This is a genomic window from Motiliproteus sp. (assembly GCF_965230735.1).
Taxonomy (GTDB): Bacteria; Pseudomonadota; Gammaproteobacteria; order Pseudomonadales; family Balneatricaceae; genus Motiliproteus.
On record NZ_OZ246016.1, the window covers coordinates 1,526,322 to 1,547,357 of the forward strand.

Below are 21,036 nucleotides of genomic sequence, written 5' to 3' on the forward strand. Positions count from 1 at the left end.
GAAGTGCAATGGCTGCCAATCAGGCGCCGACACTGACTCCGGAAGAGTTTGAAAAAGCCAAAACCATGTACTTCCAGCGTTGTGCTGGTTGTCACGGTGTTCTGCGTAAGGGCGCTACCGGTAAGCCCCTGCTGCCTGAGGATACCCTGAAGAAGGGTACCGAGCGTCTGTCTCGTATCATCGAGCTGGGCACCGAAGGTGGTATGAACAACTTCGACGATACCTTCTCCAAGGCCGACATCGACCTGCTGGCCAAGTACATCCAGCTGGAGCCGCCGGTTCCGCCCGAGATGTCTCTGGAGCTGATGAAAGAGCGTCACAAGGTCTTCATCGAGCCGAAGGACTACCCGACCAAGCCGCTGCACGGCCGTAACTGGAAGAACTTCTTCGTTGTTATCGAACGTGACGCCGGTAAGGTTGCCATCATCGACGGCGACACCAAAGAAGTTATCGATCACATCAACACCGGTTACGCGATCCACGTAATCAAGGGTACTGAGCATCACAAGACTCAGCACGACGACAAGTACGAGACTGGTCGCTTCTGGTACACCCAGGGCCGTGACGGCAAGATGACCAAGATCGACCTGTGGCAGAAGCCGGGTAACATGCTGGTTGCTGAAACCCAGATGGCTTATGACGCCCGTGACGTTGCCGTATCCGGCGACGGCAAGTACGTCATCGGTGGTGGTTACTGGCCGCCGCACTTCGTAATCCTTGACGCTGTTACCATGGAGCCGCTGAAGGTGGTTTCCACCCGTGGTATCGACGTTGACGGTAACTACGTCAACGAAGCCCGTGTAGCTGCTATCTACACCACTCCGAACGAGCCGACCTTCCTGGTTGCTGTTAAGGAGCTGGGTCAGATGTGGCAGGTTGATTACTCCGACCTGGATAACCTGCGTATCGAGCAGATCAACTCTGCCAAGTTCCTGCACGACGGTTTCTTCGATCCGTCTGGCCGTTACTTCCAGATCGCTGCTAACGCCTCCAACAAGATGGTTGTCGTAGACACCAAGACCCGTAAGCTGGAAGCGATGATCGACACGGTTGATCTGCCGCACCCGGGCCCGGGCGCCAACTGGATGGACAAAGAGTGTGGTCAGGTTTCCGGTACAACTCACCTGGGTGTAGGTACTGTTTCCGTTTGGGGCAGCGATCCGATCAACAAGCCGGATCAAGCTTGGAAGCTGTGCTACGAAGTTGAAACCGATGGTGCTGGTGTATTCATCCGTACCCATCCGGATTCACAGTACGTCTGGGCTGACCAGACCAAGCACCCTGAGCCTGAAGTTCAGCAGTCTGTACAAGTCTTCGACAAAGATACTCGCGAGATCGTTAAGACCATCCGCGTAACCGAGGAAGAAGGTAAGGCTGCGGTACACATGGAATTCAGCGCTGACGGCTCTGAAGTCTGGGTATCTGTCTGGAACCGTGCCGACAACGGCAACCCGACTGGTGAAATCGTGGTTTACGATGCGAAGACTCTCGAAGAGAAGACTCGTATCAAGGGCCTGACTACACCGACTGGTAAGTTCAACGTCCACAACCGTATCAACCACGTAACTTGATCCGGTAGTTGAACCTGATAACCGGAGGGGGCTTTCCCCCTCCGGTTCTTGCATTCCCCCTCGCAGTACTTCAGTTGTACCTATAACCAGTACCTATAACTAGAACCACAAGGCTCTTAGATTTCGGAGAGATGGCTATGCCGCAGGGACTTTCTAAGTTGTTATCTCGAAAGATCATTCTTGGCACGTCTATCGGCGTTGGCCTGACCTTCATGCTTGTCGGCGTGATCTTCTGGGGCGGTTTCAATACCGCGATGGAAGCAACCAATACGATGGAATTCTGTATCGGTTGTCACGAGATGAAAAACAACGTTTACGAGGAATACACCCAGACTATCCACTACAACAACCGTAGTGGTGTGCAGGCGGTCTGTTCCGACTGTCACGTTCCACGTGAGTGGACTTACAAACTGATTCGTAAGATCCAGGCCAGTAAAGAGGTCTGGGGCAAGATTACCGGCAAGATCGATACCCGGGAGAAGTTCCAGGAACATCGACTTGAGATGGCCGCCCGCGAATGGTCGCGGATGAAAGGCACCAACTCGCGTGAGTGCCGTAACTGCCACGATTTCAACACCATGATGCCGGAAAACCAGAAGCCGCGTGCGCGTAAGCAGCATATGAACGCGATGAAGGCGGGTAACACCTGTATCGACTGTCATAAAGGTATCGCCCACGAGGCGGTCCATGATCAGCTCAGCGACGAAGAGATGGAAGCGCTGAGTGCACCGAACCCCGAGCTGGCGATCGAACTGCCGCCGCAGTGGGTTGCCTTCCTGGAGAAGGAAGAGGAAGAGAAAGCGCGTAAGATCGCTGAGCAGAAAGCCAAGGCCGAAGCTGCCAAGATCGCAGCCGCCAAGGCCAAGGCCGAGCGTGACGCCAAGAAAGCCGAGCAGGCGGCCGGTGCGCCGATGGCTGCAGCCCCTGCCGGCGGTAGCAGTTTTGTCGACTGGTCCGGTGTGCCGGCCCGTGAGATCACCCTGTTCTACCCGGGTGAGGCCTCTATGGAGTGGGTCCTGGGCGGTAAGCACAAGACTGGCAAGCACGGCGGTGGTCGCGCATTCAAGAGCGGTGACCGTTGCGCAGACTGCCACGACGAAGAAACCGCCGATATGGGCCAGAAGATGGTTACCGGCGAGAAGCTCGAGCCGAATGTAATCGCCGGCAAGCGTGGTGCGATTCCGGTCACCGTTAAGGCGGCCCATGATGCCGACAACCTGTATCTGCGCTTCGAATGGCCCGATACCACCGAGTCCAGCGGTGACAAGATGGATCCGGCCAACCGGATCAAGATCGCCTTTATGCTGTCCACCGACGCGGTGGAATACGCTGACCGTGCCGGCTGCTGGGGCACCTGCCACGCCGATGCCGACAGCATGCCGTTCGATCCGGAAGGCCAGGAGGTCACCAAGTACCTGACCGAAAGCCGTACCAAGATCGAAGTCAAAGGTCGTCGCGGCAAGGCGATGGGTGGCTGGGACAAACGTAAGACCGATGAAGAGATCGCCGCAGAGTTGGATGCCGGTCGCTTTATGGACATCATCCGCTACAAGGTTGATGAGAAGAAGGTCGAAAACGGTGCCATTCTGGCCGATCGCCTGATGGACGAGACGCCGATCTCGATGGCCAATGCCAAGCTGGAAGACGGTGTCTGGGTTGTTGAGTTCAAGCGTCCGCTGAAGTCCGACAACAAAGGTGATATCAACCTGGATATGGGCCAGATCTACAACTTTGGCTTCGCGATCCACGATGATTACACCAACGCCCGTTACCACCACGTATCCCTGGGTTACAAGCTGGGCTTCGACAACTTCGATGTGGAAGTGAATGCGGTCCAGGCTGAAGCGCTGGCGCAAGCACCCGCTGCAACTGCAGCCGCTTCGGCACCGGCTGCTGCTCCGGCAGCAGCACCTGCCGCCGGTGGTGCCAGCGATGTCGACTGGTCCGGTGTACCGGTCCGCGATATCACCCTGTTCTACCCGGGTGAAGCCTCTATCGAGTGGACGTTGGGCGGTAAGCACAAGTCCGGTAAGCACGGCGGTGGTCGTGCCTTCAAGAGCGGTGACCGCTGCGTCGATTGCCATGACGAAGAAACCGCCGACATGGGCCAGAAGATGGTGACCGGTGAGAAGCTGGAGCCAAGCGTGATCGCCGGTAAGCGTGGTGCGATTCCGGTAGGTGTGCAGGCTTCCCACGATGGTGAGAACCTGTACCTGCGCTTCAAGTGGGAAGACACCAGCGAGTCCAGCGGCAACAAGATGGACCCGGCCAACCGCGTCAAGATCGCCTTTATGCTATCCACCGATGCAGTTGAATACGCCGACCGTGCCGGTTGCTGGGGCACTTGCCACGCCGATGCCGACAGCATGCCGTTCGATCCGGAAGGCCAGCAGGTCACCAAGTACCTGACCGAGAGCCGTAGCAAGATCGAAGTCAAAGGCCGTCGTGGTAAAGCGATGGGCGGCTGGGACAAGCGCAAGTCCGATGACGAGATCAAAGCTGAGCTGGAAGCCGGTCGCTTTATGGACATCATCCGCTACAAGGTTGATGAGCAGAAGCTTGAAAACGGTGCGATCCTGGCTGACCGTCTGATGGATGAAACGCCGATCTCTACCGCTAATGCGAAGTTGGAAGACGGTTACTGGATTGTTGATTTCAAGCGTCCGCTGAAGTCTGACAACGCCGGTGACGTCAGCCTGGATCTGGGCCAGACCTACAACTTCGGTTTCGCGATCCATGACGACTACACCAACGCCCGTTACCACCATGTGTCTCTGGGCTACAAGCTGGGCTTCGATAACTTCGATGTCGAGGTTAACGCAGTCGGCATGTAACTCGGATAGCTCGGGTTGACCTGAGCGAGTCTGAAGATACAAAACCGGAGGGTGAGAGCCTTCCGGTTTTTTTATGGGTGAAGGTTGAGAAGGTAGCTTGACTGGAGTTCAGCGCTTGTCCTGAATTACTTCTATTTCTTTTCAGTTATTACACCTGTCGGCGTCTTAAGGATATGCGCCGCCATATCCTTAAGAATCTTAGGCGGCCCCTGCGAAAACGCCCTGCGGGTACGCGCCTTAGGCGCTATAAACCCCGGTCTGAGGTGGGCCGAAGGGGCATCCTTGCCCCTGCGCCCCATCGCGTCTTCCATGACGCGACCCTGAAGGGCCTTTTTCAGTCCGAGGTTTATCGTTTTCGAAGGGCATCGGGGTGCAAGCCGTCACTTCCGTTGTCGGGTCGAAGGGCTGTCATTGCTGCCGGTGAGCACGTAAGCGGAATTTGGATAAGGCCTTCTTTTAAAAGAAGGGCGAGGCAGGGAAGCCGAGCTACAGCACCGGGGCATGGACGCCCCGTTGCTGTGCCCCGAATTTCGCTTGCGCGCGCAGCGAACCCGTCAGGGCGGTAGCAGGCGGCTGGCACCGAAAAGCGGTTTTGCTTCGTTTTGTCGCGATTGACAAAATGAAGGCGCCCGACGGGGCGCAACATAAGTTAGAGGTAAACACTGGAATTCAGAAAGAAAACAAACCCGAAATCCATCCACTCTAATCGACGCTGATACAATTCGCCTGAACATCGATAGCGGTGGTATAAAGGGCGCCATGAAACCCAACCCCAAAACCGAATCCAACACCCGCAAATACGGCAAGTACGACTATCCCGGCTACGCCGATATCGAAGCCTTTATCGAGGCGATCTGGCTGGAAAAAGGTGTCAGCGAACATACTCTCAGCGCCTATCGGCGTGACTTGAAGGCGTTCTCGATCTGGCTAGATCAGGCTGGCGGTCGTCTGATGCAGACCCGCCACGAGGAGATCCGTCGCTACCAGAGTTACCGTCAGCGTGAGGGTTACAGTCGTGCCTCCACGGCGAGGTCGCTGTCCTGTCTGCGGGGGTTTTTCCGTTATCAGCTGCGCGAGCAGCAGATCGATACCGACCCGACCCTGCGGATCGAGAATCCGAAGAAAGCCCGGCCGCTGCCCAAGGTGCTGACCGAGTCCGAAGTGGAGGCGTTACTTGGCGCACCGGACCCTTCAGATCCGCTGGGACTGCGCGACCGGGTGATGCTGGAGTTATTGTACGCTTGCGGGCTGCGGGTCAGTGAGCTGGTGGGCTTGGAGTTGTCGATGGTGAATCTGCGCCAGGGGGTGGTGCGGGTGACCGGCAAGGGCGACAAGGAGCGCCTGGTGCCGTTGGGCGAAGAGGCGATCGAGTGGTTGGCTCGCTATCTGCGTCAGGGACGGGGGTTGCTGCTGGAGCGAGCTGACAGCGAGGTGTTGTTTCCCAGTCAGCGGGGGCGTCAGATGACCCGTCAGACCTTCTGGCATCGGATCAAGAAATACGCTCAGTTGGCCGGTATCGGCAAACCCTTGTCACCCCATACGCTGCGGCATGCCTTTGCCACCCATCTGCTCAATCACGGTGCCGATCTGCGGGTGGTTCAGCTACTGTTGGGGCACTCGAGCCTGTCGACGACTCAGATCTATACTCATATTGCCCAGCACCGATTACAATCGTTGCATCAACAACATCATCCCCGTGGCTGAACTTGTTGCCCCTGTTGAGGCTCTAAGGGTTTTACAGTTTGGTATCTAAGGCCGTTATTCACAGATTTTGAGGTGCTCATGCGTTTATCCGCTTCTCTGTTTTCTCTTCCGCTGTCCTTGTCGCTGCTGCTGGGTAGCTCCCTGCTGAGTGCTGCCGAGGTCAGTGATTCACAGCGCCAGCTTATTATCGATAAGCTGCAGCAGGTCAATCCGATGATTGAAGTCAGCGCGGTCAACCCGTCGGTGATCGAAGGGCTGGTCGAGGTCGAATTGAGCAGCGGCGAAACCCTGTTCTCCAGCCCGGATGCGAGTCATTTCGTGCTGGGTAAACTGTTCCAGCTGCAGCAGGACCGGTTCGTCAATCTCAGTGAACAGCGCAAAGACCAGTATCGGGCCGACGCCCTGAAGGAGCTCGGCAGCGATACCTATATCAGCTTCCCGGCCGAAGGTGAAACCAAGGCAGTGGTTTATGCCTTCACGGATGTAGACTGCGGCTATTGCCGTAAACTGCACAGCGAGATGGAGGCGTACAATAAGCAAGGAATCGAAGTGCGTTACCTGGCCTTTCCCCGTGCCGGAGTCGGTTCGGGAACTTACCAGCAGATGGTCTCGGTCTGGTGTGCCGAGGATCAGCATGATGCCATGACGAAATCCAAGAGCGGTAAACAGGTTGCGGCCAAGGATTGTGACAATCCGGTGGCGGATCACTATGCCTTGGGCCAGCGCTTCGGCGTCACCGGCACCCCGGCGCTGGTGTTGGAAAACGGTCGTCTGATGCCCGGCTACCTGCCGGCTTCCCGTCTGGCGGCGGTGATCGACGATCAGAGCTGATTCCGAATTGCTCTAACGAGCGGCGCCTTTGAATGGCTTGTCGCTCATTCCCATCCCTCGCCCGGTCGTTGACCTGGTGCGCTCTGCTTTAATAAGCCGCTGATGAAAAACGGGTTTTGATCTGCTACTTTCAAGCAGTCTTTCATCAGCGGTATTGCATCATGTCCAACCCCTGCGTCAGTCAGATCAGCGTTTATCCGATTAAGTCCACCTCCGGTATCCACCTCAACCATGCCTTTATGGAGGAGCGCGGGTTGGCCTTCGATCGGCGCTTCGTCGTTGCTCGGCTGGATGGCAGCTTTGTGACGGCGCGAACCCATCCCCGCTTATTGCTGGTTCACAGCGCGCTGGCCGCCGACGGCCTGCATCTGCGGGCGCCGGGTATGGAGCCGTTGACGTTGAACTACCGCGACTTTGTTGACGATTACCGAGCGCTGGAGATCTGGGGGCAGTCGATGCGGGGACAGAGCTGCGGCGAGATGGCGGGTGACTGGTTCAGCCGTCTGTTGGAAGAGCCGGTCCGGCTGCTGTATTGCGGTGAGCAGACCCAGCGTCCGAGAAAGGAAGGTTTCGACGGCGTGCCGGATGGGCAGGTCAGTTTCGCCGATGCCTCGCCATTGCTGCTGATCTCGGAAGCCTCGCTGGAGGATCTCAACAGTCGGGTGGGCAGGGAGTTGTCGATGACCCGTTTCCGCCCCAATCTGGTGGTTAAGGGTTGCGAGGCGTTTACCGAGGATAGCTGGAAGCGGATTCGTATCGGTGAAGTGGAGTTTATCGCCACCAACGGTTGTTCACGCTGTGTGCTGACCAGTATCGACCCGCAGACCGCAATCCCCGATGCTGATAGTGAACCCTTGGTAACCCTGTCCCGTTACCGTAAGGGCGAAGACCGGCAGGTCTATTTCGGGCAGAACTTCGTGGCGGTCAATCCCGGAAAGATCTCCCTCTATGATCCGATCGAAGTGTTGGAGACCGTCGCGCCGCCGCAGTATCCGGATAACGCACCGCCGAAACCGAAACCCGCCGCTCGACCCCACCGTTGGCGCAGCAATGAGCTGGCGGAACTGCGATGCGTTCACCTCCGGGATGAGACAGCGGATGTGCGCACCTTTACCTTCGAGCTGGCCGGAAAACTGCAGCCGGATTATCAACCGGGGCAGTTTATCTGTCTTGAGCTGGATGTCGACGGCGAGCCGGTGCATCGAAACTATACCCTGTCGAGCAGCCCCAGCCGCCCGGAGCGGTTGTCGATAACGGTCAAGCGGGTCGACGGTGGGCGGATCTCCAACTGGCTGCACGATAACCTGAAACTGGGTGATTCTATCCATGCGCGCGCCCCTGCGGGAGATTTCCACTGCTTCGCGGCGCCGCAGGACAAGCTGTTGCTGCTGTCAGCCGGCAGCGGCATCACTCCGATGCTGTCGATGTTGCGCTGGATGACCGATCTTCAGCTCGACAACGATATCGTGTTCTTCCACAGCGCCCATACCGAGGCGGACCTGATCGCCCGTCAGGAGCTGGAGCTGTTGGCGGCACAGCATGGCCGTTGCGAGCTGATCTACACCCTGACCCAGGCCAAGCCCGGTGATCTGCGCAGCTTCCGCGGGCGGTTGGATCGTTCGATGTTGGAGGCCGTGTCGAAGCTCAGCGAGCGACAGACCTATGTCTGCGGTCCGCACCCGTTTATGGCCCGTGCCAAAGAGTTGCTGTTGGCGTTGGGCTTGCCGGAAAACCACTACTTCGAAGAGAGCTTCGGGGTACGTGAGTTCGACCAGTCCAGTGATACCCTGCCGGACCAGTCGGTCAAGATCCTGTTCGATTCCTGGGACAGTTTTGTCGAAGGCGATACCCACAGCACGCTGTTGGATCAGGCAGAGAAGGCCGGGGTCGAGATCCCGTTTTCCTGCCGCGGCGGCTTCTGCGGCAGCTGCCGGGTCAAGCTGGAGAGTGGCGAGGTCGAAGTGCTGCAGGATGCCGGCCTGTCGGATCAGGACAAGGACCAGGGTTACGTGCTGGCCTGTAGCTGCCGCCCCAAGAGCGATCTAGTGGTTACCCAAGGCTAGAGACGCCGCTGGAAGCTTAAATCATTACTGCTCAGCCTTGGCCAGCAACGCGACCCCCTGACGGTAACCCAGCCCACCGTTGCCATGGACCATGCCGTAGCGTTCTTCGCCCTGAAGCAGGCCGTGATGGATGCTGATCAGGGCGTTCAGGGCCGGGTTGTTCCAGGCCGCCTTGGCCAGGTTCATGCCGCCGGTCACGGTAATGCTGTGACGCTGCAGAAACTCGGGAATCTGTTCCAGCACCTCAACCAGCCCGGAGGCCAGTAGAAACGCCATCGGTACCACCGGGTAACAGGTGTAGGCTTCCAGCAGTCCGTGTCCGGCTTTGAACTCGTCGGCAAAGTCGATTCCGGCTGTGCGACAGCAATCCTGATAGGCGCTTTCGAGGTGCTCGTAGCGGGCGATCTGTTCGAGCCCTTCGGGGCCATCTTGTTGTAGTCGACTCAGGCCGACGGCGCGGATATCCAATCGCTGATCGGTGGGGCAATCCAGTTGATCGGCCAGCTGGTCGCTGACAATCAGCAACCGGCCCTGGAAGTCCACCAACGGGTTGGCGCAGTCGACCCCGCGGAACAGCGAAGTCAGCGGCTGGTGCCAGCGGGCATCGGGCAGCAGCTCTTCACTGAAGTCATCGCTGAGTACATTGCGGTAACTGAGACAGTAGTTGTCGAACAGCGCGTGGGCCAGCTGGCGGAAGTGGCTCTCGTCGATCTGGTGCAACTGCAAGAACCGTTGTGCCAGCGCGTTGTAGGCTTCGGTAATCGGTTGCTGTTGACCGTAGATCTCCATCAGCTCCAACCGCTGATGGCGGGCGTAGCCGGTCTTGATATTGTCTTCGCCGCAGATCGCGACCGCCGGGGTACCCTCCCGAACCAGCTCTCTGGCCCGCGCCAGCGCTTCGATGGGGCCGCAGCCGCTGCGGAAATGGTCCGGTTGTTCCGGACTGTGCCAGTCGGTGCTCAACGGATCGATATGGAGCTGGCGTAGGGGAAGGCCCAGATCGAGGATGCGCTGCTCCAGGGTCAGGCACTGCTGCATGCTGCCGACATTATCGATCATCTTTGCGGCGCTGATTATCTGGGCGCGAGCCATACTCTGTTCCCTTAATGTTGATGGTGGCGCCCGAAGGCGGCCTGGCTAGGCTTCGGGATGCTAGCAGCTATCGGCGTCCGATTCGATTTTGACTTTGCGGTTCTGGCCGGGCTGGCCTGGAAAGTCCCGGAACAGGGCTTCGAGCATGACCTCGAATACCGGGGTAATGGCGCTGCACCGGCCCAGACTGTGCGCTCGCCCTTCATAGATCGGCTGGCTGTCCGGATCATCGTTGTTGGGACGGATCTGCAGTGATAACACGCGGTTGTAGCGGGGCTGTGCGGCGGCTTGAGCCATGGACTGGTGGGTGATCCAGTCGTGGTGACTCAGATGGGTGCCGAAATGGACCGAGTTAAAGCCACGGTAGCTGCCGATGCCGAAACTGAATTGCGGCTGGTTGCGGATCTCGGTCTGGCCGCCGTCGACGCTGTAGTCCAGCAGGGCGACCAACTCAGCAGACGAGGCGTCGCGATTGTGGCTCTCGACCACCCGGTAGCCCTCAAGACTCAGGAAATGCTCCAATATCAGGCGGTGGTGATCGAACTCCAGACTATTGCGAAGGGCAGGGTTGGCAGGTATGACGCTGATTGAGCCCCGGGGTTCGAGCCGATTTTCATGGAAGCTGATCACGTTGGAGGTCACGCTGTTGCAGCCGCTCAATACCAGGGTCAGGAGTCCCAACAGGAGCAGCGCGGCGGATTTGGGCATCGGGATTTCCTCAACGGTTGGCTGTCGATCAGAACCTGGTACGTCTTTGGTCGCGTTCCAGGGTCGAGGCATTGGACTCGTCTTGAGGGGACAAGTTCGACCCGCTCGCCTTGAACGATACCCGGTTTGGCGGTTTATGTTAGTTGTAAGTAACACGGGGGTATTGATAAATACTTATCTTCGTAGTCATATGGTTGCTATTGCTACTGTTATCTTGACTAAGGTGTCGTTGTGTCTGATCTGACTGTCCCCGCTGCTTATGTCCATTCATTGATCAAGTCATTGGAGGATAGCTCCGCCGATCTGCGGGCGTTGCTGGAAGCGGCCGAGATCAGTGCCGAAGAGCTGCAGCAACCGGAGCTGTCCGCCGCCAAGTATGGTCGTCTGTATCAGAAGGCGATGTGGCAGATGCGCGATGAATCCTACGGCATGCCCAGTGGCGGCAAGGTTCCCAACGGTACCTTCCGGATGATGTGTCTTTGCTGTATTCACTGCCCGACGATGGGAGAAGCGATGCAGCGGGCCAGCGAGTTTTACGAGATCTGCCGTGGTGCTCGGATAAAACCCATCTATGAAGAGCGTGGCCGCCATGGCAGTGTCACGCTGGGGCCGTTGGAAGAGGTCAGCGATGAAGAGTTCGACCAGATTATGACCGATGCCGGTCGTAATTCGATCCGTACTGCGCTGTCCTGCTGGCACCACTTTCAGAGCTGGCTGGTCGGACGGCGGGTGGAATTGTCAGCGGTTTGCTTTAGCTTTTCCAAGCCTCGGGACGCCCGAGATTATGAGGTGCTGTTTCAGGCGCCGGTGAAATTCAATCAGCCGGTCAATCAACTGCGGTTCGAGTTGAGCCAATCGAAATTACCGTTGGTTCAGACCGAAGAGAGCCTGCAGGGTTTCTTGAAAACCGCACCTTACCAGCTGTTGGTGATGGTCGATAGCGACAACAGTCTCAGAGCCCAGGTTCGGGCGCTGATCGGTCGCGATTTCAGTCGTCCGCTACCGGGAGCCGAGCAGGTGGCTGAGACCCTGCATATGTCGGTCACTACGCTGAGGCGGCGTCTACAGGCGGAAGGCACGTCCTACCAGAAGATCAAGGATGAGTGCCGTCGCGAGGCGGCAACCAACTATCTGAGTTATCCGGACCTGAGTAATACCGACGTGGCCTTGCTGATGGGCTTCGAGGAGACCAGCGCATTTTTCCGCTCGTTCAAAAAATGGACCGGAATGACCCCCGGTGATTACCGTCGCCAGATCAGCTGAAGCCAGCCCCCTCCAATCGCTGCAATCCTTTCCCCGGCTGCTAAGTTTTAGGCAGAGCGGCAGTGGCTTATTGTCTTCTTAGACTTGTTGAAGAAACCAGGTAGACCGTTTTTGTCACTAATTTGGCCAAAACTGACATTGTCTGCTGCCAGCTGCTGACCAACAATGCATTATCCCTGCCGGGCTTTGTCCCGGGAGAACAATAACCATCCACTCCGAGCGATTCGGATAACCGGATAAGGGTGAAACCATGATCTACCAAGGACAAGCGATTCAGGTCATCGCGTTGGAAGATAACGTCTTCGAACTGCGTTTTGATCGCGAAGGCAGCTCGATCAACAAGTTTGACGAGCAGGCGCTGACAGAATTCAAGGCAGCGGTCGAAGCGTTGCAGGGCCAGGGCGATATCGCCGGCGTGCTGGTGAGCAGCGCCAAGGACGCATTCATCGTTGGGGCCGATATCACCATGTTCCACGGTGTCTTCTCCCGCAGCGAAGAAGAGATCGTTGAGATGAACCTGGGCTTGAATCAGATCTTCAATGCGCTGGAAGACCTGCCTTGTCCGACCGTCACGGCGATCAATGGCCTGGCTCTGGGCGGTGGTTTCGAACTTTGTCTGTCAACCGACTACCGGGTGATGGCAGACAGCGCCAAGGTGGGCCTGCCGGAAGTCAAGCTGGGTATCTTCCCGGGTTGGGGCGGCAGTGTCCGTCTACCGCGTCTGATCGGTGTCGATAATGCCATCGAATGGATCTGCAGCGGTAACGAGAAACGTGCTGACAAGGCGCTGTTTGAAGGCGCCGCCGACGTGGTTGTTCCGGCTGATCAGGTACGTGCGGCAGCGCTGGATCTGCTGGCGCAATGCAAGGCCGGTAAGATCGACTACTTGGCCCGTCGTAGCGAAAAGACCAGCCCGATTAAATTGACGCCGATGGATGCGATGATGGCGTTCGAAACTGCCAAGGGCTTTGTCGCCGGCAAGGCGGGGCCGCACTACCCGGCGCCGGTCGCCGCGATCAAGGCGATGCAGAAGCATGCCGCCATGGGGCGCGACAAGGCGCTGGAAGTGGAAGCCAAGGCGTTTGCCAAGGTGGCCAAGACCGAGGTCTGCGCCAATCTGGTTGGCCTGTTCCTGAGCGATCAGCAGATCAAGAAAGTCTCTGCCAGCCACGCCGAAGGTGCAGCCAAGGTGGAGCAGGCAGCGGTTCTGGGTGCCGGCATCATGGGTGGCGGTATCGCCTATCAGTCCGCCGTTAAAGGCACACCGATCCTGATGAAAGATATCAACGAGCCGGCGATCCAGACCGGCTTGGATGAAGCCAGTCGTCTGCTGTCCGGTCAGGTTGAACGTGGCCGCATGGATACTAAGAAGATGGCTGCCAGCCTCAGTCGGATCCGTCCGACGCTGAGCTACGGTGACTTTGCCGAGGTCGACCTGGTGGTCGAGGCCGTGGTTGAGAATCCCAAGATCAAGGGCGCGGTGCTGGCCGAAGTTGAGAAGCAGGTTGGCGAGCAGACGGTGCTGACCTCAAATACCTCGACGATCTCGATCAGTCGACTGGCCGAGTCGTTGGCGCGTCCGGAAAACTTCTGCGGCATGCACTTCTTCAACCCGGTACACCGGATGCCACTGGTGGAAGTCATTCGCGGGGAGAAAACCTCCGACGCCGCGATTGCCGCCACCGTGGCCTACGCCCAGAAGATGGGTAAGACCCCGATCGTGGTCAATGACTGCCCCGGATTCCTGGTTAACCGAATCCTGTTCCCCTACTTCGGCGGTTTCGCCAAGCTGCTGGAAGCCGGTGTAGAACTGGCTCGCATCGACAAGGTGATGGAGCGCTTCGGCTGGCCGATGGGCCCTGCGTACCTGCTGGATGTGGTCGGTTTGGATACTGCCGTTCATGCCAACGGCGTGATGGCCGAAGGCTTCCCGGATCGGATGGCCAGTGACAACCCCAGTGCGATCGCCAAGTTGGTCGAGCAGGGGCGTCTGGGTCAGAAGAGCGGCAGTGGTTTCTACAACTACGAGAAGGACCGCAAAGGCAAACTGCGTAAGCAGCCGGCGCCGGAAATTCAGGCATTGCTGGATTCGGTGGTGATCGAAAAGCGTGACTACAGCGATGAAGAGATCATCGCCGCACTGATGGTGCCACTGTGCATGGAGACCGTTCGTTGCCTGGAAGACAACATCGTCGCCTCGGCTGCCGAAGCCGATATGGGGCTGATCTACGGCATCGGTTTCCCACCATTCCGCGGTGGCGCACTGCGCTATATCGACGCCATGGGTGTCGCCGAATTCTGCCAGTTGGCCGACAGCTTTGCGGCCCTGGGCAACCTATACAAGCCGACTGATAAGCTGCGTGCGATGGCCGCAGACAATCAGCGTTTTTACAGCTAATCGGGGGATCGAGAGATGAGTTATTTGGATACCGATGCGGTAATTGTTGATGCCGTCCGTACCCCGATGGGGCGTTCCAAAAAGGGCGCTTTCCGAAATGTTCGTGCCGACGAGCTGTCGGCGGTGCTGATCGATGCACTGTTCGAGCGTAATGAAGGCGTCAAGCCGAACCAGACCGATGATGTGATCTGGGGCTGTGTGAACCAGACTCTGGAGCAGGGCTTTAACATCGCTCGCTCCGCAGGCCTGTTGAGCCGACTGCCCCATGAAGTGCCGGCCCAGACCGTCAACCGTCTTTGCGGCTCCTCGATGTCGGCGCTGCATACCGCGGCTCAGGCGATTCTCAGCGGTAACGGTGACCAGTTTATGGTCGGTGGTGTTGAGCATATGGGCCACGTTGCCATGACCCACGGTGTCGATATCACCCCGTCGCTGAGCAAGCATGCGGCCAAGGCATCGATGATGATGGGCTTGACCGCCGAGATGTTGTCCAAGCTGCACGGCATCAGCCGTGAGCAGCAGGACGCCTTTGCTCTGGCTTCACATCAGAAGGCTCATACCGCGACCCTGGCGGGCGGTTTTGCCAATGAAATCATCCCGGTTGAAGGTCATGACGACAATGGCTTCAAAAAGCTGATCGAGGTCGATGAAGTGATCCGTGCCGACGCTTCGCTGGAATCGCTGGCAGGACTGCGTCCGGTGTTTGATCCCAAGGGGGGGACCGTGACTGCCGGTAGCTCCTCGGCGCTTTCCGATGGTGCCTCGGCGGTGCTGCTGATGTCTGGTGCTAAAGCCAAAGCACTGGGGCTGACGCCACGGGCGCGTATCCGTTCCATGGGGGTGGCCGGCTGTGACCCAGCGATCATGGGGTATGGTCCTGTGCCGGCGTCGAAGCAGGCGCTGAAGAAAGCCGGACTGACCACCGCGGACCTTGATTTTGTCGAACTTAACGAGGCCTTCGCAGCCCAGGCTCTGCCGGTACTGAAAGACCTGAAACTACTGGACCAGATGGAGCAGAAGGTCAACCTGCACGGCGGCGCCATCGCGCTGGGTCATCCGCTGGGTTGTTCCGGTACTCGGATCATCACCACCTTGCTGAACGTGATGGAGCAGCGCCAGGGCACCCTGGGTTTGGCCACCATGTGTATCGGCATGGGGCAGGGGGTTGCGACCGTTATCGAGCGCCTCTGATCGCATTATTTCTGTTGAATTCAGGCGCTTCTCGTTGGGCGCCTACCTCTGGGGTGTCTCACCCTATGAGATCGGCTTGCCGATTTCAGTGTGTCTTTTGCCACGGCTTTGCCGTGGCTTTTTTTTGTCCTGTCGATGGCATTCCTTGGGCTATCCTCAAACACGGGCTGGCCGGTTTTGTTCGTGTTGTAAGGGGGCGGTGAATTTCTTTGTTTCGAGGACTAACTGTCTGAATCTAAAGATGCTGCGCTGCAATACTGAACAGTGTTTGCTGGGGGTTGTGGTTGGAAATGTTAGTTAATCGGGTGGGATTTGACATTGTTGGATGACGGCCGTTGAACGATCCTTTTAACCATCAGGGTACTGCCTGTCAGTACCACCCAATAAGAATTTAGCCGGCCCAACAAAGCCTGGGAGAGCAACATGCCTGAATATAAAGCGCCACTGCGTGATATCCGTTTCGTCCTGAATGAGATGCTCGATACCGAGCAGCATTACGTTAATCTGGGCGCGGATGAGGCTTCACCGGATATGGTCGATGCCATCATCGAAGAGGGTGCCAAGTTCTCCGAGCAGGTGCTGGCACCGTTGAATCGGGTCGGCGATACCCAGGGATGTCAGTGGAACGACGGCGAAGTGACGACGCCGGACGGCTTCAAAGAGGCTTATCAGCAGTTTGTTGAAGGCGGTTGGCCGTCGCTGGCCCATAACACCGAGCTGGGTGGTCAGGGCCTGCCGGAGTCATTGGGTCTGGTGTTGAATGAGATGGTTGGTTCGGCGAACTGGTCCTGGAGCATGTACCCGGGATTGAGCCACGGTGCCATGAACACCATCGAAGCCCACGGTACCGATGAGCAGAAGCAGACCTACCTGACTCAGCTGATCTCCGGTAACTGGACCGGCACCATGTGTCTGACCGAACCCCATTGCGGCACTGATCTGGGACTGCTGCGCACCAAGGCTGAACCGAACGACGACGGCAGTTACAGCGTTTCAGGTACTAAAATCTTTATCTCAGCCGGTGAGCACGACATGGCCGAGAATATCGTCCATATCGTGCTGGCCCGTCTGCCGGATGCGCCGGAAGGCACCAAGGGGATCTCTCTGTTTATCGTCCCCAAGTTCAACGTCAATGACGATGGTTCGGTGGGTGATCGCAACGGCGTGGCCTGTGGTTCACTGGAACACAAAATGGGCATCCACGGTAACTCCACCTGTGTGATGAATTTTGACGGTGCCAAAGGCTATCTGATCGGTCCGCCGAACAAGGGTCTGAACTGCATGTTCACCTTTATGAACACCGCTCGCCTGGGTACCGCGATTCAGGGTCTGTGCCACGCCGAAGTCGGTTTCCAAGGCTCGCTGGATTACGCCCGTGAGCGTCTGCAGATGCGTTCGCTGACCGGACCGAAAGCGCCGGAGAAATCCGCTGACCCGATTATCGTTCATCCCGACGTGCGTCGGATGCTGCTGACCCAGAAGGCCTTTGCCGAGGGTGGCCGGGCGTTGATCTATTTCGCCGCGCAGCAGGTCGATATTGTTAAGCACGCCGAGACCGATGAAGAGCGTGAGAAAGCCGATGCGCTGCTGTCCTTCCTGACCCCGATCGCCAAGGCGTTCCTGACCGAAGTCGGCTTCGAGTCCGCCAACCTGGGTCTGCAGTGTTTTGGTGGCCACGGCTTTATCAGCGAGTGGGGCATGGAGCAGAATGTTCGCGATTCACGGATCTCGATGCTGTACGAAGGAACCACCGGTATTCAGGCGCTGGACCTGTTGGGTCGTAAGGTGCTGATGACCCAGGGAGAATCGCTGAAGACCTTCACCAAGATCGTGCACAAGTTCTGTCAGGCCGCCGAAGGCGATGAGGCGATGGCGCCTTATGTCGGCCCCTTGGCCAAGCTCAACAAAGAGTGGGGCGAGCTGACCATGAAGATTGGTATGTCGGCGATGCAGAACCGTGAAGAGGTCGGTGCGGCTTCGGTCGATTACCTGATGTACTCCGGCTACATCGTGCTGGGTTACTTCTGGGCTCGCAGTGCTCAGATCGCCCAGCAGAAGCTGGCCGAAGGTACCACCGAAGAGGCGTTCTATCAGGCCAAGCTGGCAACCGCCAACTTCTACTTTGCCCGTATCCTGCCGCGGACTCAGACCTTGGCGACCACCATGACCTCCGGCGCCGATAACCTGATGGCGCTGGCCGCCGAAGATTTTGCCTTCTGAGCGGAGTGGTTTGATGGTTTCCATGCGCGCACCGAGGCCGCCCGCTGCCGGGCGGCCCAATGCCAAATTTCTAAACAGCAACAATCTCAATACACTGACATCCGGGAGAGAATCTATGTCACATCAACAAATGCTCGATACCATGGTGAGCCGTTTTGACGCCGATGCGGCCGGTGATCTGGATGCGGTTTTCCAGTATCAGCTCGAAGGCGATGATGCCTTCTACGTGACCATTGTCGACGGTACCTGTACCCTCAATGCCGGTGAGCACGATGACCCCAACGCCACCCTGAGCCTGGACGACGAGACCTTCGAGGAGCTGCTGTCCGGTGAAACCGACGGGATGCAGGCGTTTATGGCAGGAAAACTGATGGTGACCGGCGATATGATGCTGGCGACCCGGCTGACGACACTGTTCCCGGTCAGCTAAAGTGAAGTCAGAGCCTGTCTGCAGGCTCTTGAGGTTAGGCCCGCTCGGTAGCTACCCGGCGGGCCGATACCGTTTATCGCTGCTCCCATTCGAATAACAACAGGACTAGGTCAGATAATGAACGTGAGTGAAGTAGCCAGCCAAGATGTCACCCCGGAGAAACCCTTTCTGGCAGAGATCAATCCGGACGGGGTTAACTCAATCAACGAGGTGCTGGCGTTATCCTGTCAACGGTTTGCCGACCTGCCGGCTTACACCAGCCTCGGACATACACTGACTTACGCCGAGGTTGATCGTCTTTCGGCAGACTTTGCCGCTTTTCTCCAGCATGTGCTCGGCCTCAAGGCCGGTGATCGTATCGCGGTACAACTCCCCAATCTGATTCAATATCCGGTGGTGGTGTTCGGCGCCATTCGAGCCGGATTGGTGGTGGTGAATACCAATCCGCTCTACACCGCCAACGAGATGCGCCATCAGTTCAACGATTCCGGCGCCAAGGCGCTGGTGGTGTTCGCCGGTTGTGGTGACCGGGCCGAGCAGGTGGTCAAGGATACGCCGATCGAGCATGTGATCGTCACCGAAGTGGCCGATCTGCACAGCCCATTCAAGCGGATACTGCTGAATACGGTGGTCAAGTACATCAAAAAAATGGTGCCTAAATACGATATACCGGGCGCCATCTCACTCAACCAGGCCCTCAAGCAGGGGGCTTCTTATGATCATTCCCCTGCCAGTCCCGGGCCCGATGACCTGGCAATTCTGCAGTACACCGGTGGTACCACCGGGGTGGCTAAGGGGGCGATGCTGACCCATGGCAATCTGGTCGCCAACTACCTGCAGCTGGCCAGCCACTTCGGCGATTTCATCGGATCCAAGAAAGAGGTCTTTATCGGCCCGTTGCCGCTGTACCACATCTATGCCTTTACGTTGCACTGCATGTTGCTGCTGGGCACCGGCAACCAGAGTGTTCTGATTCCCAATCCGCGGGATATTCCCGGTTTCGTCAAAGAGCTGAAAAAGTGGAAGTTCACCGGTTTTGCCGGCCTCAACACCCTGTTTGTGGCGTTGGCCAACAACAAGGCGTTCGGCGAGCTGGACTTCAGTCAGCTGAAATTTACCGCCTCCGGCGGCATGGCTCTGACCATGGATGCTGCCAAGCAGTGGGAGCAGGTGACCGGCTGCGGCATTCTGGAGGGCTATGGCCTGACCGAAACCTCACCGGCGGTGACCTTCAACCAGCCGGGTAAGGTTCAACTGGGGTCGATCGGGATACCGATTCCGATGACCCAGTTGAAAGTGGTGGATGATGACGGCGTTGAGTTACCGACCGGACAGCCGGGCGAACTCTGTATCCGTGGTCCCCAGGTGATGGCCGGTTATTGGCAGCGCCCGGAAGAAACCCGCGAAGTGATGTCGGCGGAGGGTTGGTTCCAGTCCGGTGATATGGCGATTCTGGCCGAAGATGGTTTCGCCCGTATCGTCGATCGCAAGAAGGATATGATCATCGTCTCCGGATTTAACGTCTATCCGAACGAGATCGAAGACGTGGTCTGTACCATGCCCGAGGTGCTGGAGTGTGCCGCCATCGGTGTTCCGGATGAGCGCAGCGGCGAAGTGGTGAAGCTGTTTGTGGTTCGTAATGACGACAGCCTCGGGGTCGAGCAGATCGTTAACTACTGCCGTGATCGATTGACCGCCTACAAGATTCCGCGCCAGGTTGAGTTCTGCGATGAGCTGCCCAAGACGAATGTGGGTAAGGTGCTGCGTCGGGCGTTGAAAAGTCCGCCGACGGCGGCCTGAGAGTAGCTTGCCGGCTTTGCTGGCGATGACAACTAAGCGGTGCGATCTGGCGTGATAAGGCGGGTCGCGCCGTTTTTTTGTGCGACGGTTTTCCGTTCCGATAATCCTTAATCCCTATTGCAGAGGCACCCATGACTGACTGGATCAGCACCGACCTGAACGACGGCGTTTTAACCCTGACCTTCAATCGCCCAGACAAGCTCAATGCCATGAGCCTGGAGATGTATCACGGGATCGGCGACAGCCTGCGCCAGGCCGATCAGGATCCGCAGGTGCGGGTACTCTGTTTAAAAGCTCAGGGAGATCATTTTTGTGCCGGCAACGAGATCGAGCTGTTTGCAGAGGTCGCAGACGACCAGACTGGCGAGGCGGCGGCCCGCCTGTCCCTGGCCGCCCAGAGTATCCTGCAGGCTCTGGCCGCGTTCGGAAAACCGATTGTTGCCTCGGTGCAGGGGGTAGCGGTGGGTATCGGCACGACGATGTTGCTGCACTGTGATCTGATCTATGCCGCACGCGATGCCCGCTTTCGCTTACCCTTTATCGATCTGGGACTGGTGCCCGAGGGGGGCAGCAGTCATATCCTGCCGCAGTTGGTCGGCTACCCCAAGGCGGCCGAGTTGCTGATGTTGGGCGAATTTTTTGATGCTGCTACGGCGCGGGACCTGGGTTTGATCACGTCGGTTTGCGACCCTGAAGCGTTGCAACCGAGTGCTGATCTGGCGGCGAGGAAACTGGTGGCAAAACCCGCTTCGGCGCTGCGTATGATAAAGCGGATGCTGCGACAGAATCCCCACGTACCTTTATCGCAGGTGATCGACACGGAGATAGAGCAGATCTGCCGGCAGCTCAAAACTCCCGCCGCGGCCGAAGCGATGAGTGCGTTTATTGAAAAGCGACCGGCAGATTTCTCCAAACTTGATTAATCGAATAG

The 21,036-nt window shown here is 57.7% G+C and carries 14 protein-coding genes; 12 read left to right on the plus strand and 2 right to left on the minus strand.

The genetic code is table 11. The features are described from left to right. The first annotated feature begins 8 nt into the window (after nt 1-8). From ACO05M_RS07140 to ACO05M_RS07160, 5 genes are all read left to right on the plus strand, one after another. Nucleotides 9-1,571 carry a cytochrome D1 domain-containing protein gene (locus ACO05M_RS07140; protein WP_421869466.1) on the plus strand — a complete coding sequence of 521 codons (1,563 nt, stop codon included), beginning with the start codon at nt 9-11 and terminating at the stop codon, nt 1,569-1,571. 137 nt (nt 1,572-1,708) lie between these two features. After that, nucleotides 1,709-4,405: a NapC/NirT family cytochrome c gene (locus tag ACO05M_RS07145; protein WP_421869469.1), complete on the plus strand. Its 2,697-nt coding sequence runs from the start codon at nt 1,709-1,711 to the stop codon at nt 4,403-4,405. A 759-nt stretch (nt 4,406-5,164) separates the two neighbouring features. Beyond that, nucleotides 5,165-6,109 (plus strand): site-specific tyrosine recombinase XerD, encoded by a 945-nt coding sequence (gene xerD, locus ACO05M_RS07150; protein ID WP_421869472.1) that lies wholly within the window; start codon nt 5,165-5,167, stop codon nt 6,107-6,109. A 78-nt stretch (nt 6,110-6,187) separates the two neighbouring features. Further along, nucleotides 6,188-6,940 (plus strand): DsbC family protein, encoded by a 753-nt coding sequence (locus ACO05M_RS07155; protein ID WP_421869476.1) that lies wholly within the window; start codon nt 6,188-6,190, stop codon nt 6,938-6,940. 161 nt (nt 6,941-7,101) lie between these two features. Next, a complete protein-coding gene (locus tag ACO05M_RS07160; RefSeq protein ID WP_421869479.1) occupies nt 7,102-9,003 on the plus strand; it encodes an MOSC N-terminal beta barrel domain-containing protein in 1,902 nt (633 codons plus the stop codon). Nucleotides 9,004-9,027: 24 nt separating this feature from the next. Here ACO05M_RS07160 and ACO05M_RS07165 read toward each other — a convergent pair whose 3' ends face one another. Both ACO05M_RS07165 and ACO05M_RS07170 read right to left on the minus strand, forming a co-directional pair. Continuing rightward, nucleotides 9,028-10,095, minus strand: a complete 1,068-nt coding sequence (locus ACO05M_RS07165; protein ID WP_421869482.1) for a hypothetical protein — start codon at nt 10,093-10,095, stop codon at nt 9,028-9,030. Nucleotides 10,096-10,155: 60 nt separating this feature from the next. Next, complete coding sequence (locus tag ACO05M_RS07170) at nt 10,156-10,803, minus strand: hypothetical protein (RefSeq protein WP_421869485.1); 648 nt, start codon at nt 10,801-10,803, stop codon at nt 10,156-10,158. A 231-nt stretch (nt 10,804-11,034) separates the two neighbouring features. Here ACO05M_RS07170 and ACO05M_RS07175 point away from each other — a divergent pair, with 231 nt between their 5' ends. From ACO05M_RS07175 to ACO05M_RS07205, 7 genes are all read left to right on the plus strand, one after another. Further along, nucleotides 11,035-12,066: an AraC family transcriptional regulator gene (locus ACO05M_RS07175; protein WP_421869489.1), complete on the plus strand. Its 1,032-nt coding sequence runs from the start codon at nt 11,035-11,037 to the stop codon at nt 12,064-12,066. Nucleotides 12,067-12,316: 250 nt separating this feature from the next. Further along, nucleotides 12,317-14,464, plus strand: a complete 2,148-nt coding sequence (gene fadB / locus ACO05M_RS07180; protein WP_421869492.1) for a fatty acid oxidation complex subunit alpha FadB — start codon at nt 12,317-12,319, stop codon at nt 14,462-14,464. A 15-nt stretch (nt 14,465-14,479) separates the two neighbouring features. Next, nucleotides 14,480-15,655 carry an acetyl-CoA C-acyltransferase FadA gene (gene fadA, locus ACO05M_RS07185; protein WP_421869495.1) on the plus strand — a complete coding sequence of 392 codons (1,176 nt, stop codon included), beginning with the start codon at nt 14,480-14,482 and terminating at the stop codon, nt 15,653-15,655. A 423-nt stretch (nt 15,656-16,078) separates the two neighbouring features. Next, a complete protein-coding gene (locus ACO05M_RS07190) occupies nt 16,079-17,875 on the plus strand; it encodes an acyl-CoA dehydrogenase C-terminal domain-containing protein (protein ID WP_421869498.1) in 1,797 nt (598 codons plus the stop codon). Between the two features lie 115 nt (nt 17,876-17,990). Continuing rightward, complete coding sequence (locus ACO05M_RS07195) at nt 17,991-18,305, plus strand: SCP2 sterol-binding domain-containing protein (protein WP_421869501.1); 315 nt, start codon at nt 17,991-17,993, stop codon at nt 18,303-18,305. A gap of 117 nt (nt 18,306-18,422) precedes the next feature. Next, nucleotides 18,423-20,105 carry an AMP-binding protein gene (locus ACO05M_RS07200; protein WP_421869504.1) on the plus strand — a complete coding sequence of 561 codons (1,683 nt, stop codon included), beginning with the start codon at nt 18,423-18,425 and terminating at the stop codon, nt 20,103-20,105. 131 nt (nt 20,106-20,236) lie between these two features. Further along, nucleotides 20,237-21,028 (plus strand): enoyl-CoA hydratase, encoded by a 792-nt coding sequence (locus ACO05M_RS07205; protein WP_421869507.1) that lies wholly within the window; start codon nt 20,237-20,239, stop codon nt 21,026-21,028. Nucleotides 21,029-21,036 lie beyond the last annotated feature (8 nt).

What these genes read in the sequence shown, in the direction of transcription:
- ACO05M_RS07140 (WP_421869466.1), top strand. Translation starts at nt 9, where the DNA reads ATGGCTGCCAATCAGGCGCCGACACTGACTCCGGAAGAGTTTGAAAAA.
- ACO05M_RS07145 (WP_421869469.1), top strand. Translation starts at nt 1,709, where the DNA reads ATGCCGCAGGGACTTTCTAAGTTGTTATCTCGAAAGATCATTCTTGGC.
- xerD (WP_421869472.1), top strand. Translation starts at nt 5,165, where the DNA reads ATGAAACCCAACCCCAAAACCGAATCCAACACCCGCAAATACGGCAAG.
- ACO05M_RS07155 (WP_421869476.1), top strand. Translation starts at nt 6,188, where the DNA reads ATGCGTTTATCCGCTTCTCTGTTTTCTCTTCCGCTGTCCTTGTCGCTG.
- ACO05M_RS07160 (WP_421869479.1), top strand. Translation starts at nt 7,102, where the DNA reads ATGTCCAACCCCTGCGTCAGTCAGATCAGCGTTTATCCGATTAAGTCC.
- ACO05M_RS07165 (WP_421869482.1), bottom strand. Translation starts at nt 10,095, where the DNA reads ATGGCTCGCGCCCAGATAATCAGCGCCGCAAAGATGATCGATAATGTC.
- ACO05M_RS07170 (WP_421869485.1), bottom strand. Translation starts at nt 10,803, where the DNA reads ATGCCCAAATCCGCCGCGCTGCTCCTGTTGGGACTCCTGACCCTGGTA.
- fadB (WP_421869492.1), top strand. Translation starts at nt 12,317, where the DNA reads ATGATCTACCAAGGACAAGCGATTCAGGTCATCGCGTTGGAAGATAAC.
- fadA (WP_421869495.1), top strand. Translation starts at nt 14,480, where the DNA reads ATGAGTTATTTGGATACCGATGCGGTAATTGTTGATGCCGTCCGTACC.
- ACO05M_RS07190 (WP_421869498.1), top strand. Translation starts at nt 16,079, where the DNA reads ATGCCTGAATATAAAGCGCCACTGCGTGATATCCGTTTCGTCCTGAAT.
- ACO05M_RS07195 (WP_421869501.1), top strand. Translation starts at nt 17,991, where the DNA reads ATGTCACATCAACAAATGCTCGATACCATGGTGAGCCGTTTTGACGCC.
- ACO05M_RS07200 (WP_421869504.1), top strand. Translation starts at nt 18,423, where the DNA reads ATGAACGTGAGTGAAGTAGCCAGCCAAGATGTCACCCCGGAGAAACCC.
- ACO05M_RS07205 (WP_421869507.1), top strand. Translation starts at nt 20,237, where the DNA reads ATGACTGACTGGATCAGCACCGACCTGAACGACGGCGTTTTAACCCTG.